The sequence below is a fragment of the Actimicrobium sp. CCC2.4 genome, from assembly GCF_034347385.1.
Lineage (GTDB): Bacteria > Pseudomonadota > Gammaproteobacteria > Burkholderiales > Burkholderiaceae_D > Actimicrobium.
The window spans coordinates 3922599-3935714 of sequence record NZ_CP133777.1 but is presented as its reverse complement, the minus strand read 5'-3'; the positions used below and the strand labels follow the sequence as shown (position 1 = coordinate 3935714).

The following is a 13116-nucleotide window of genomic DNA, read 5'->3' as shown; positions in this document are numbered from 1 at the left end:
CGCAGTACTTATCCCATTATTCAAGTATTGACTGTCGGAGGATTTCTAGATGCAAGACCAGGAAAAGCAAACCGTTGTGAACCCGCAGGCCGATGAGACTCCGGTAACGGAGCAGGAAGTCAGCGGGGCCGAGCCGTCGCTGGAAAGCCGTCTCGCCGAAGCAGAAACCCGCGCCGCCGAGATGCATGATGCGTTCTTGCGCGCCAAGGCTGACACTGAAAATTTCCGCCGCCGCGCTCAGGAAGATATCGCCCGCGCCCACAAATTTGCGATCGAAGGCTTTGCCGAAGCGCTGGTGCCGGTGATGGACAGCCTGGACATGGCGCTGCGGGTCGAGTCGCCATCAGTCGAATCGCTGAAGGAAGGCGTCGAGATGACGCTCAAGCAGCTGGCATCGGCATTCGAGCGTAACCGCCTGATCGCCGTGGCACCGCAACCGGGCGAGAAGCTCGACCCGATGAAGCACCAGGCCATTTCGATGGTGCCCGCGGAGCAGGAAGCCAATACCATCGTCAGCGTGCTGCAGAAGGGCTACATGATCTCGGACCGGTTGCTGCGTCCGGCGCTGGTCACGGTAGCTCAGTAAAAAAACCGCTTGGATGCCGCTTGAAAGTTATCGGCGGCTCCCAATATTGAAGCTAGAAAATCGACGCACACGTCATCGTCATTCAGACATTCAAGATTAAAAGGAAAAATATCATGGGCAAAATTATCGGCATCGACCTCGGTACCACCAACTCCTGCGTATCGATCATGGAAGGCGGCCAGCCTAAAGTCATCGAAAACGCCGAAGGTGCACGTACTACGCCATCGATCATCGCGTATCTTGAAGACGGCGAAATCCTGGTCGGCGCGCCGGCCAAGCGCCAGGCAGTGACCAATCCGAAGAACACGCTGTACGCGGTCAAGCGCCTGATCGGCCGCAAGTTTGACGAAAAAGAAGTCCAGAAGGACATCGCGCTGATGCCGTACCAAATCGTCAAGGCCGACAACGGCGACGCCTGGATTTCGGTGCGCGACAAGAAACTGGCAGCCCAGCAGATCTCCGCAGAAGTGCTGCGCAAGATGAAAAAAACCGCTGAAGACTACCTCGGCGAAGAAGTCACCGAAGCCGTCATCACGGTGCCGGCCTACTTCAATGATGCCCAGCGCCAGGCGACCAAGGATGCCGGTCGCATCGCCGGTCTGGATGTCAAGCGCATCATTAACGAGCCGACTGCAGCGGCATTGGCCTTCGGCCTCGACAAGACCGGCAAGGGCGATCGCAAGATTGCTGTGTATGACCTGGGCGGCGGTACGTTCGACGTCTCGATCATCGAAATCGCCGACGTCGATGGCGAAATGCAATTCGAAGTGCTGTCGACCAATGGCGACACCTTCCTCGGCGGCGAAGACTTCGACCAGCGCATCATCGATTTCATCATCGACGAATTCAAGAAGATCAACGGCATCGACCTGTCCAAGGATGCGATTGCGCTGCAACGGATCAAGGGTTCGGCCGAGCGCGCCAAGATTGAATTGTCGTCGGCCCAGCAAACCGAAATCAACGAGCCGTACATCGCGATGGCCAATGGCGCACCGGTTCACTTGAACCTGAAGATGACCCGCGCCAAGCTCGAATCGCTGGTCGAGGAATTGATCCTGAAGACCATCGAGCCATGCCGTACCGCCATCAAGGATGCCGGCGTCAAGGTCACCGACATCGATGACATCATCCTGGTCGGCGGCATGACCCGGATGCCAAAGGTGCAGGAAAAGGTCAAGGAATTCTTCGGCAAGGATCCGCGCAAGGATGTGAATCCGGACGAAGCCGTGGCCGTCGGTGCAGCCATTCAGGGTGCCGTGCTGTCGGGCGAGCGCAAGGACTTGCTGTTGCTGGACGTGACACCGCTGTCGCTCGGTATCGAAACATTGGGTGGCGTGATGACCAAGATGATCCAGAAAAACACCACGATCCCGACTAAGTTCAGCCAGGTCTTCTCGACGGCCGATGACAACCAGCCTGCAGTGACCATCAAGGTATTCCAGGGTGAGCGCGAAATGGCTGCCGGTAACAAGGGCCTGGGCGAATTCAACCTCGAAGGCATTCCGCCATCGTCGCGCGGCACGCCGCAAATTGAAGTTACCTTCGACATCGACGCCAACGGTATCCTTCACGTCGGCGCGAAAGACAAGGCCACCGGCAAAGAGAACAAGATCACGATCAAGGCCAACTCGGGTCTGACCGAAGAAGAAATCCAGAAGATGGTGCGCGACGCTGAAGCCAATGCCGAAGACGACAAGCGCCTGAAGGAACTGGCCGAAGCGCACAACCAGGGCGATGCACTGGTGCACTCGACCCGCAAGGCCGTGGCCGAATACGGTGACAAGCTCGACGCTGCCGAAAAAGAGAAAATCGACGGCGCGATCAAAGATCTCGAAGCCGCCCTGAAGGGCAGCGACAAGGCCGAGATCGATGCCAAGTCGGCAGCCCTGTCGACCGCAGCGCAATCGCTCGGTGAAAAAATGTACGCCGATGCGCAAGCCAAGCAAGCGGGTGCGGGCGAAGGTGCTGCCGACGCCGGTGCGTCAGCCGAGACCAAGGCCAAGGAAGAAGACGTCGTCGACGCCGACTTCAAGGAAGTGAAAGACAGCAAGTAAAATAGCTGTCTGCCAAGTCGGCCAGCGCCCGCTGTGTCGACTCGCCGAGTTGAGCCGACCGCTCGACTCGGCTTTTTTGTTTAGATTCTAGAGGGTGCCTAACAATGGCAAAACGCGACTTTTACGAAATACTGGGCGTGGCCAAAAACGCGACGGACGAAGAAATCAAGAAGTCCTATCGCAAGCTGGCCATGAAATACCATCCTGACCGCAATCCCGACAGCAAGGGATCGGAAGACAAATTCAAGGAGGCCAAAGAGGCCTACGAGATGCTGTCCGATCCGCAAAAACGCGAAGCGTTCGACCGCTATGGTCACGCCGGTGTCGATCCCAACATGGGTGGCGGCGGCGGTGGCGGCTTCGGTGGCGCCGGAGCCGGCGGCTTCTCGGATGCGTTCGGCGACATCTTTGGTGACATCTTCGGCAATGCGGCGCGTGGCGGCGGTGGCGGTGCTCGCAGTGCCGGGCCACAGGTCTATCGTGGTGCCGACTTGCGCTACAACCTCGACATCACGCTCGAGCAGGCGGCGCACGGTTTCGACACCACCATCCGCGTGCCGTCATGGGATAGCTGTGAGATCTGCCACGGTAGCGGTGCCAAGCCGGGTACCCAGCCCACTACCTGCCCGACTTGTGCCGGCCATGGTCAGGTGCGCATGCAGCAGGGATTTTTCAGCATCCAGCAAACCTGTCCGAAGTGCCACGGTACCGGCAAGGTGATTCCGGAGCCGTGTGTCACCTGCGCCGGTGCGGGACGGATCAAGCGCAACAAAACACTGGAAGTGAAGATCCCATCGGGTATCGACGACGGCATGCGGATCCGGTCATCGGGTAACGGCGAGCCGGGCATGAACGGTGGTCCTCCAGGTGATCTGTATGTCGAGATCCATATCAAGCAGCATCCGGTATTCCAGCGCGAAGGCGACGACCTGCATTGCGAAATTCCGATTTCGTATGCGAAGGCCGCGCTGGGCGGCGAGATCGAAGTCCCCACGCTCAGTGGCAAGGCTTCGTTCACGTTGCCTGAGGGAACGCAGACCGGCAAGACCTTCCGTCTGCGCAGCAAGGGTGTCAAAGGCGTCCGGTCCGGTTATGCCGGCGATCTGTTCTGCCATGTTGTCATCGAGACCCCGGTCAAGCTGACCGAGCGGCAACGCGAACTGCTGCGCGAATTCGAGGAGCTGACCAACGAAAGCGGTGCCAAACACAGCCCGCAATCGAAGTCCTGGACCGAAAAGGTCAAGGGCTTCTTCGAGTAATCCGTATGTCTTCCGCCAGCCGCCGTCTCCGGTCCGGGAGCCGGCGGTTTTTTTTGCCAGATGATTTACCTGTTCCGGAGAATGCGACGTGACATTACGCCGACTTATCCTGCTGCTGGGAGCCTGTTTCACACTTGCACTTGCACTTGCACTGACACCGGCATTGGCGCGCAATGTCGATGGCATCCGCTTCGACGACCGCGCGACGGTGGCAGGCCAGGAGCTCAGACTCAATGGTGCCGGCATCCGCTTCAAGGCGGTCTTCAAGGTCTATGCGGCCGGCTTGTATCTCACCAGCCGATGTAGCAGCTTGCCGGAAGTGCTGGTCGTCGGTGGGGCGCGGCGCGTGCGCATTGTGCTGCTGCGCGATATCGGCAGCGAGGATTTCCGGCAAAGTTTTCTGGGGGCCATCCAGAGCAATAACGAGCGCAGCGAAAAAACCCGGTTGGCTTTGCACCTGATCCGGCTCAGCGAACAGCTCAGTGCAGGCGCTGACTTGAAGAGCGGGGATGTGCTCGTCGCCGACTGGGTTCCGGGTATCGGCACGACCTTCCTGCGCAATGGACAACCATTTGGCGAGCCCTTGCCCGACCTGGCTTTTTTTAATGCTGTACTGCGAATCTGGCTCGGCGACAAGCCGGTGGATGCCGGGCTCAAGCGTTTGATGCTGGGCGAAATCCCTGATGACATGCTCGAAGAGCGCCAGTGATCCGGGCGATAGGAGGTGGCTTTGGCGTCGCGCGTCGGGCGCAGGATTTTGTTAATTATTGCCGGTGATAATTTCACATTAGCACTTAAACTACGGCATACTTTGAGCCCATGCAATCTGCCGTAAGCCACCATGTCTGAACCTCACTCTTCTGTTGCTCCTGCCGAAGCGCCACACGCCGATACCATCACGCCTACCGTCGTGGTACTCGATGACCAGAGTACCGGGAGACTGATCCTGGCCGAGGTAATCAAGGGGATAGACCGGGGCATTCATATCGCGATGTTTGCCGATCCGGTCGCGGCCATCGATTACGTGCGGCAGCATCCGGTTGACCTTGTTCTGACCGATTTCAAGATGCCGGTGCTCGATGGCATCGAGACCATCCGCCAGCTGCGCGCGCTCTACACCTACGAACAATTGCCGATCGTGATGACGACCGTCGTCAGCGATCGCGAAGTGCGTCATCGTGCTTTTGAGGTCGGGGCGACCGACTTCCTGATCCGGCCGGTTGATCCGATCGAGTGCCGCGCGCGCTGCCAGAACTTGCTCAATCTGCGCCAGCAATACCTGATCAACAGCAATCACGCGCGCACGCTCGAAGAGCGCGTGGCGGCAGTCACGCGTGAACTGCGCCTGAGCGAGATCGAAACGCTGGTGCGGCTGGCCCGTGCCGCCGATCTGCGCGATGCCGTCACCGGCGCGCACCTCAAGCGCATGGCCCGTTATGCAGGCCTGATTGCGCGCGGACTCGGCCTGCCGGATGACGAAATCGAAGCCATCGAGCTGGCCGCACCGATGCACGACATCGGCAAGCTTTGCCTCCCGGATGCGGTCCTGCAACAGCACGAGGAACGCGATACGGCCGGGATGGCGATCCTGCACACGCATCCCCGCAGCGGCCATGACATCCTCAAAGGCAGCCCGTCGCGTTTTTTGCAAGTGGCTGCCAGCATCGCCCTGCATCACCACGAAAAATTCGACGGTAGCGGTTATCCGTTCGGTCTGGCCGGTACCGCCATTCCGCTCGAGGCGCGCATCGCCACGCTGGCCGATGTGTTCGATGCGCTGACGTCGGCGCGGCCGGGCAGGGCCGCCTGGGAATGGGGTGTCGCACTTGATTTTCTGGTGGCGCAAAAAGGGCTGCACTTCGATCCCGCACTGGTCGATGTTTTTCTTCGTCATGCCGACGAGGCGGCGGTGATTTACCGCAGCCCGGCCGATTCGTCACCCGCCTAGCCGTCCATGCTGATGCGCCTCGCCACCGTCGTGGTCGCACTGAGACTGTTTGCGCGTCACCGCAATAGCGAACACGAACAGGCGCTGGTGCGCATGGCGATGGCGTCGCTCATTTGCCTGCTGGTGGTGTGGCAGAGCGTGCGGGTACATACCTCGGACCTGATGCTGGCATTGATCGGTTTTTTTCTATGCCTGAGTGCGTTGATCCTGGCCGACGTCCGGCGACGGCCGCAGCCGGTGCGGACACGCCGGATCATCGCTATCCTCAATGATGCCGGTGGCATCACTTGCGGCATGCTGTTCGCCGGCGAGCTGGGCATGCCGATCTATCTTTTCTATTTGTGGATCACGTTCGGCAACGGTTTTCGCTTCGGTAAGCCATACCTGTACGGGACTTTGCTGGCCTCGCTGGCAGGTTTGTCGGTGGTGCTGTGGCAGGTCGATTACTGGGCGCAGCATCGCGCACTCGGGGTTGGTTTGTGGTGCGGGCTGGCGTTGCTCGGGCTGTATTTTAGTACGCTGGTGACGCGCCTGACCGGTGCGCTGCAGCGGGAAGAAGCGGCCAACCAGGCCAAGCGAAATTTCATTTCGTCGGTCAGCCATGAGATGCGCACGCCGCTCAACGCGATCATCGGGATGACCGATCTGTTGCAGGGAACCCGGCTGGATCGCGAGCAGCAAGCCATGCTGGGCAGTCTCGATACGGCCGCACAGTTGATGCTGGCGTTAGTCGAGGATGTGCTGGATTTTTCCAAAATCGAAGCCGGCAAGCTGGTCATCGAAGATACCGCCTTTGACCCGCACCGGCTGGCCGGCGACATCATCGATCTGTTCCGCTATCAGGCTGTTGCGCGCGACTTGCAGCTGCGTCTCGAGATTGACCCGGCACTGCCGCATGGCTTGTACGGTGACCCGCATCATTTACGCCAGGTGCTGGTCAACCTGATGTCGAATGCGATCAAGTTCACCGAGCAGGGCCACGTCGTGTTGCGCATCGCCTTGCTGCCGGATGACGGCGAGTGCGTGCGTGTGCGCTTCGATATCGAAGACACCGGCATCGGCATCGCTCCCGCGGCACAGGCCAGGATCTTTGATAGTTTCACGCAGGCCGATGCATCGACCACGCGGCGCTACGGTGGCACCGGGCTGGGCACGACGATTTCACGCCAGCTGGTCGAATCGATGGGCGGCCAGCTGGGCTTGCGCAGTAGCGTCGGTGTCGGCAGCACCTTCTGGTTCGCATTGGCGCTGCGGCCACATGGCCCGGCCGGGGCAGTCGAGGTCGTGGCACCGCCGCGCCGGTTGCCGTCAGCCTGCGCCTATGCGGTACTGGTCGCTGACGACAATGCCACCAACCGCACCGTGCTGCGCATGATGCTCGAACGCGCCGGCCACCAGTGCACGCTGGCCGAAGACGGCGAACAAGTGCTCGACTTGCTTGAAGAACACAGCTTCGACGCGGTCATTCTCGACATGAACATGCCGCACATGAACGGTCTGGAAGCGACCCGGGCGATCCGCTTCACGACGCTGCCGGGTCGCCATCTGCCGCTGATCATGCTGTCGGCCGACGTCAGTGCCGAGACCCGGGAAGAATGCCGCCTGGCCGGTATTGATCAATTTTTACCGAAGCCGATCCGTATCGATGATTTGCTGGATGCACTGGACCGGTTGATTGCCGGTCCCGGCGCGCCGGGACCGCATGCCGGCGGGGCACCGTTGCGCATCGTGCCGCCGCCAGTGGTCAGCCTGGATACGGTACTGGATACGGTACTGGATGCGGCAGCGCTGGCCGAACTCGAGGCGATCGGACATGACGTGATGTTTGTCGACGGGCTGGTGGCCGGTTTCATTGCCGACACGCAGGTGCTGATGGCACAGATCGCAGTGGCGATTGGCAACCAGCAGCTTGGGGCGTTACGCGATTTGCTGCATGCGCTCAAGGGCTCGGCCATGAGTATCGGCGCGCAGGCGCTGTGCACTACCTGCGCGCAGCTTGAAGAACGCAGCGATGCCGATTTGCGTCGCGAAGGGCGTGCACTGCTCACGCAGTTACAGCAGGCGGTTGACCAGTTGCTTGATGCGCTCGACCGATACCGCCACACGCGCAGTCATTGCCGCGCGTGACCGGTCGGGTCAGGCCAGGGCGATTTCCTGCCGTGCGGCTTCCTGCTGGCGCAGTTGTGACCGTACCAGCCGCCCCATCATTTTCAGGTCTTTGTCTTCGAGACGCAGCGCGGCCTCGACCCAGACTTCAGTAATGCCAACCAGTTCGTCATACGACACCGGCGTGGTGTGACGACGGCATTCGAACAGGGCGCGCTGGCCGTTGCGGCGTCGGCTGTTGCGACGGGCGTAATCGGTGACAGCGGCTTCACCCTGGCCGGTCGGGACCACCAGGTCGACCAGTCCCAGCGCGCGCATTTCCTGTGCCGTATAAATTTTTCCGCTCAGGATGATCTCTTCGGCCAGGCGCGCGCCGACCCGGCGCGTCAGCAGGCTGTAAGCACCCATACCGGGAAACAGATTGAACAGGATTTCAGGAAAACCCATGCGCGCATGTTCTTCGGCGATCAGCACGTGGCTCGCCAGTGCACTTTCAAAACCACCGCCCAGCGCCTCGCCTTGCAACAGCGTGATGGTCGTGATGTTGGTATCGAAACTGGTCAGACGGTCTTGCAGCGTATCGATGCACAGGCGCGCGTAATGCAGCAGGCCGGCGCGATCGTGCGTGCCGATCAGGTGCATGAATAGCGCGAGGTCGCCGCCATAACTGAAGATGTCCGTCGTGCGCGAGGCGCCGACATGAAACTCGACCGGGTATAACGCATCGTCGATTTCGATCTGACCGTGGTTGGCTTTAAGCAGGCTGCTACTGCTGCGGATTTCATTGAGCAGACCGATGTTAAAACACGGTACGCCGGCCGCTTGCATGAAGGTCCACAGGACCTTGTTTTCCTGGTCGTACTCCAGCTCGATCTGGTGAAAAGGATTGACCGGAATGCCATTCGCAGTCAACGGGAGACGCAGGTGTTTCAGCTCGGTCATTGCATTCATGATGGTTCGCCTCTTGAGTGATGGGACGCGGAATGCGCGGTCGCATGCCGGATAGAACCGAGTGTAGGCACCCGGATGGCCTATCAAAACACAGAAAAGAATGACTTTTCTTTAAGATAAATAACTTCTTGCTCATTGATTTTCAGGGCTATTCGTGAGTATTCAGGCTGGCTGCGGGTTGCGGCGGTTCGGGCTGACGGCGCGGAGGGCGTGGTATCGTGCGACGTCAAATTTTTAGCGAGTCTTTCCTTGACCTCAACCCCCAAACGCCTGTTGTTGATCGGTGGCGGCCATGCGCATCTGTTCGTGCTGGAGGCCTTGTGCAGGCAATCCGCCGACACCCGGGCGCAACTGGATGTGACCCTGTTGAGCCGCGAACTCGACACTCCGTATTCCGGCATGTTGCCCGGACTGGTCGCCGGCCACTATCGCACGAGGGAATGCCATGTCGATCTGCGGGCACTGGCCGCAGCCGCCGGCGTGCGGCTGGTGCAGGCGACGGTCAGCCGGCTCGACCTGACCGGCAACCGCGCTTACACCGGCGAGGGCAGTTGGGAGTTCGATCTGGTCTCGCTCGACATCGGCTCGACGCCGCCGGTCGAGGGTATTCCCGGTGCTGCCGGTGCCGGACTGGCGGTCAAGCCGATCGATCGTTTTTTGCAGCAATGGAATGAGTTGCAAAGCCGGATCGATCAGCTGGTCCGGCCGGTGCATATGGTGATGGTGGGCGGTGGTGCCGGTGGCGTCGAGCTGGTGCTGGCGATGGCGTATCGCTTGCGCGCTCACAAGGACCGGGTCAAGTGGTCGCTGGTCAGCCGCGGTGATTTGCTGCCCGGCTATCCGCGTCGCGTCGCGCGGATGATGGCGGCCCGGCTGGTCGCCGCCGGTGTGGCGATACGTACCGGCAGCCCGATCGCACGGGTCGACGGCGGCCAGCTGGTCTTCGCCGATGGCAGCATCGCGGCCTGTGACCAGGTGCTGTGGGCGACCGGTTCGGCTGCGCAGCAATGGCCCGCAGCGGCCGGGCTGGCCTGTGTCGATGACGGCTTCATCAGCATCAACCAGCATTTGCAATCGGTCAGTCATCCGCATGTATTTGCGGCCGGCGACATGGCCACCGATGTGACGCAGCGACGTCCGAAAGCCGGCGTGTTCGCCGTCCGGCAGGGCCCGGTGCTGGCCGAAAACCTGTTGCGCCATGCCAGCGGACAGCCGCTGTTGGCGTATCGCGCCCAGCGTCAATATCTGTCGCTGATGTCCGCCGGTGGCCGGCATGCGGTGGCATCGTGGTACGGCCTGTCGTGGCAGGGCGGCTGGGTCTGGCAGTGGAAAAACCGGATTGACCAGCGCTTCATGCAGCGCTTCAGCCGTCCTTTTGACGCTGACGACCTGCCTGTGCCCCCAAGAAGGTAGAATCACGCGCGTTTCCGACATTTCCAGAAAGTATTTCCATGACAAATCCCATCAAGAGTAGCGACGCACTGGAGCACCTGTTCCAGAAAAATCGTCGTTGGGCTGCGTCGATGATCGAGCAGGATGCGGATTTTTTCCGCAAGCTGGCAGCGCAGCAATCGCCCCAATATTTGTGGATAGGCTGTTCCGACAGCCGCGTGCCGGCCAATGAAATTGTCGACCTGCTGCCGGGTGAATTATTCGTCCATCGTAATGTCGCCAACGTGGTCTGCCATTCGGATCTGAATTGCCTGTCGGTGCTGCAGTTCGCCATTGATGTGCTGAAGGTCAAGCATGTGATTGTCTCCGGTCATTACGGCTGTTCAGGCGTGCATGCCGCCATGACCGGCCGTCGCGTCGGCTTGGCCGACAACTGGCTGCGCCACGTGCAGGACGTGCACCAGAAACACGGTCGCTATTTCGGCGACGTGATCCCGAAGGGCGAGCAGCTCGACCGTCTGTGCGAACTCAATGTGATCGAGCAGGTCGGCAACGTGTGCCAGACCACGCTGGTGCAGGATGCGTGGGAGCGCGGCCAGGACCTGACCATTCACGGCTGGATTTATGGCATCAAGGATGGTTTGCTGCGCGATCTTGGTGTTACGGTCAGTTCTCCGGAAGAGCTGGCGGTCAAGATGCCGGCTAGTCTGGTGAGGTATGAACTGGCTTGACCGTCTGCCCACTGTTCGTCTGAGCCTGGATCGACCCCCAACGTCAGGTGCAAGCCAGCTTCGCCTTCGGCCCTCCCGCGACATGGTTAAAAAACCTAATTTGCTCCGCAGTATTGCCCGTTCACCCCACCGCGTTACAATGCCTCGCCATCCGGTTCACAAGACCGTTTCCGCTCCCCTTACTTGAACGAACAGGCACCCCATGTTTGGATTTCTCTTGCGCCGCGCAGGACTGGTGATACCGACTTTTCTCGGCATTACGCTGCTGGTGTTTTCCCTGATCCACATGATTCCCGGCGATGCGGTCGAGGCGATGTCCGGCGAGCGCGGTATGGATGCCGCCCGCTACGCCCGCCTGCTGCATGAGTTCGGTCTCGACCGGCCGCTGTATGTGCAGTACTTCGATTACCTGTGGCATGTGCTGCAAGGCGACCTTGGCCGCTCGATCACGACGCAGGAACCGGTGCTGCGAGAATTCCTCACGCTGTTCCCGGCCACCATCGAGCTGTCGATCTGCGCGATGCTGGTGGCGCTGGTCATTGGTGTGCCGGCCGGGATGCTGGCCGCACTCAAGCGCAATACCGTGCTCGATTATTCGGTGATGGGTGTGTCGCTGACCGGTTATTCGATGCCGGTGTTCTGGTGGGCGCTGCTGCTGATCATGTTGTTCTCGGTGACGCTGGGCTGGACGCCGGTGTCGGGCCGCATCGATATCCTGTTCGACCTGCCGCCGGTAACCGGCTTCATGCTGATCGATAGCCTGCTCTCGGGCGAGCCGGGTGCGTTCAAATCCGCCGTGTCGCACCTGATCCTGCCGGCTATCGCGCTGGGCACCATTCCGCTGGCAGTCGTGGCACGCATGACGCGCTCGTCGATGCTCGAAGTGCTGCGCGAAGATTACGTCCGCACCGCGCGTGCCAAGGGCTTGTCGCGCTGGCGCGTGGTCGGCGTGCATGCGCTGCGCAATGCGCTCATTCCGGTCATCACCGTCATCGGTCTGCAGGTCGGCACACTGCTGGCCGGCGCGATTCTGACCGAGACGATTTTTTCGTGGCCGGGCATCGGCAAGTGGCTGGTCGAGGCGATCCGGCGACGCGATTATCCGGTGGTGCAGGGCGGCATCCTGCTGTCGGCCACCATCATCATCGTGGTCAACCTGATCGTTGATGTGCTGTACGGCGTCATCAATCCACGCATACGGCACGGTGCATGAGCGCCCCTGACTTGCAGCCGCATCCGCTGCGCGAACTATGGAATTACTTCAGTCAGAATCGCGGTGCCGTCATCGGCCTGGCGGTGGTGATCGTACTGGTCCTGACCGCGCTGCTGGCGGATGTGATTTCGCCGTATTCACCGATCGAGCAATACCGTGATGCGACGCTTGTGCCGCCGATGTGGCAGGCCGGCGGCAGCAGCAAGTTCATTCTCGGCACCGATCCGGTCGGGCGCGACATGCTGTCGCGGCTGATCCACGGCACGCGCTTGTCGCTGGTTATCGGGCTGGTCTCGGTGACGCTGTCGCTGACCATCGGCGTGATCATCGGCTTGGTCGCCGGCTTCTTTCGCGGCGTCGTCGAAGTGGCGCTGATGCGGCTGATGGACATCATGCTGGCGCTGCCCAGCCTGCTGCTGGCAGTCGCCGTGGTGGCCATCCTCGGACCGGGCCTGATGAATGCGATGTACGCAATTGCCATCGTGATGCTGCCGCATTATGCGCGCCAGACCCGTGCTGCCGTCATCGGCGAAATGCAGAAGGACTACGTCAACGCGTCGCGCATCGCCGGTGCCGGCACGGTCCGGTTGATGTTCAATTGCGTGCTGCCCAATTGTGCCGCACCGCTGATCGTGCAAGCTACGCTGGGATTTTCGAGCGCGATCCTTGATGCCGCCGCGCTGGGTTTTTTGGGACTGGGCGCACAACCGCCGACACCGGAATGGGGTTCGATGCTGGCCAGTGCGCTTGAGTTTATCCAGAGCGCGTGGTGGGTCGTGACCTTCCCCGGCCTGGCGATCCTGGTCTCGGTGCTGGCCTTCAATTTGATGGGCGACGGTTTGCGTGACGCGCTCGACCCGAAACTGAAACGGTGAC

At 60.6% G+C, this 13116-nt stretch carries 11 protein-coding genes; 10 read left to right on the top strand and 1 reads right to left on the bottom strand.

The features are described 5' to 3' along the window. The first annotated feature begins 49 nt into the window (after window positions 1–49). From grpE to RHM62_RS18110, 6 genes are all read left to right on the top strand, one after another. Window positions 50–586, top strand: a complete 537-nt coding sequence (grpE, locus tag RHM62_RS18135) for a nucleotide exchange factor GrpE (RefSeq protein WP_322123422.1) — start codon at window positions 50–52, stop codon at window positions 584–586. A 113-nt stretch (window positions 587–699) separates the two neighbouring features. Beyond that, a complete protein-coding gene (gene dnaK, locus RHM62_RS18130; RefSeq protein WP_322123421.1) occupies window positions 700–2640 on the top strand; it encodes a molecular chaperone DnaK in 1941 nt (646 codons plus the stop codon). A 104-nt stretch (window positions 2641–2744) separates the two neighbouring features. Continuing rightward, window positions 2745–3899, top strand: coding sequence for a molecular chaperone DnaJ (gene dnaJ / locus RHM62_RS18125; RefSeq protein WP_322123420.1), 1155 nt, complete (start codon window positions 2745–2747; stop codon window positions 3897–3899). A gap of 88 nt (window positions 3900–3987) precedes the next feature. Beyond that, window positions 3988–4608, top strand: coding sequence for a chalcone isomerase family protein (locus RHM62_RS18120; protein ID WP_322123419.1), 621 nt, complete (start codon window positions 3988–3990; stop codon window positions 4606–4608). Between the two features lie 132 nt (window positions 4609–4740). Continuing rightward, complete coding sequence (locus RHM62_RS18115) at window positions 4741–5847, top strand: HD-GYP domain-containing protein (RefSeq protein WP_322123418.1); 1107 nt, start codon at window positions 4741–4743, stop codon at window positions 5845–5847. Window positions 5848–5853: 6 nt separating this feature from the next. After that, entirely contained in the window at window positions 5854–7974 is a 2121-nt protein-coding gene (locus RHM62_RS18110; protein WP_322123417.1) for an ATP-binding protein, read from the top strand. 9 nt (window positions 7975–7983) lie between these two features. Here the strand turns inward: RHM62_RS18110 and RHM62_RS18105 are convergent, their stop codons facing one another. Beyond that, window positions 7984–8904: a crotonase/enoyl-CoA hydratase family protein gene (locus RHM62_RS18105; RefSeq protein WP_322123416.1), complete on the bottom strand. Its 921-nt coding sequence runs from the start codon at window positions 8902–8904 to the stop codon at window positions 7984–7986. 249 nt (window positions 8905–9153) lie between these two features. Here RHM62_RS18105 and RHM62_RS18100 point away from each other — a divergent pair, with 249 nt between their 5' ends. The 4 genes from RHM62_RS18100 (at window position 9154) to RHM62_RS18085 (ending at window position 13115) form a co-directional block, all read left to right on the top strand. Beyond that, window positions 9154–10317: an FAD-dependent oxidoreductase gene (locus RHM62_RS18100; RefSeq protein WP_322123415.1), complete on the top strand. Its 1164-nt coding sequence runs from the start codon at window positions 9154–9156 to the stop codon at window positions 10315–10317. A gap of 38 nt (window positions 10318–10355) precedes the next feature. Further along, entirely contained in the window at window positions 10356–11027 is a 672-nt protein-coding gene (gene can, locus RHM62_RS18095) for a carbonate dehydratase (RefSeq protein ID WP_322123414.1), read from the top strand. A gap of 202 nt (window positions 11028–11229) precedes the next feature. Beyond that, the gene (locus RHM62_RS18090; protein ID WP_009665801.1) at window positions 11230–12240 is read left to right on the top strand and encodes an ABC transporter permease subunit; all 1011 of its coding nucleotides are present in this window, start codon (window positions 11230–11232) and stop codon (window positions 12238–12240) included. Next, on the top strand, window positions 12237–13115 hold the full coding sequence (locus RHM62_RS18085) for an ABC transporter permease subunit (protein ID WP_322123413.1): 879 nt from the start codon (window positions 12237–12239) through the stop codon (window positions 13113–13115). The genes RHM62_RS18090 and RHM62_RS18085 overlap by 4 nt, the downstream gene beginning before the upstream one ends. Window position 13116: the final 1 nt, after the last annotated feature.

Coding starts and splice junctions, on each gene's coding strand:
- RHM62_RS18085 (WP_322123413.1), top strand. CDS start 12,237: ATGAGCGCCCCTGACTTGCAGCCGCATCCGCTGCGCGAACTATGGAAT.
- RHM62_RS18110 (WP_322123417.1), top strand. CDS start 5,854: ATGCTGATGCGCCTCGCCACCGTCGTGGTCGCACTGAGACTGTTTGCG.
- RHM62_RS18105 (WP_322123416.1), bottom strand. CDS start 8,904: ATGAATGCAATGACCGAGCTGAAACACCTGCGTCTCCCGTTGACTGCG.
- RHM62_RS18090 (WP_009665801.1), top strand. CDS start 11,230: ATGTTTGGATTTCTCTTGCGCCGCGCAGGACTGGTGATACCGACTTTT.
- can (WP_322123414.1), top strand. CDS start 10,356: ATGACAAATCCCATCAAGAGTAGCGACGCACTGGAGCACCTGTTCCAG.
- dnaK (WP_322123421.1), top strand. CDS start 700: ATGGGCAAAATTATCGGCATCGACCTCGGTACCACCAACTCCTGCGTA.
- grpE (WP_322123422.1), top strand. CDS start 50: ATGCAAGACCAGGAAAAGCAAACCGTTGTGAACCCGCAGGCCGATGAG.
- dnaJ (WP_322123420.1), top strand. CDS start 2,745: ATGGCAAAACGCGACTTTTACGAAATACTGGGCGTGGCCAAAAACGCG.
- RHM62_RS18115 (WP_322123418.1), top strand. CDS start 4,741: ATGTCTGAACCTCACTCTTCTGTTGCTCCTGCCGAAGCGCCACACGCC.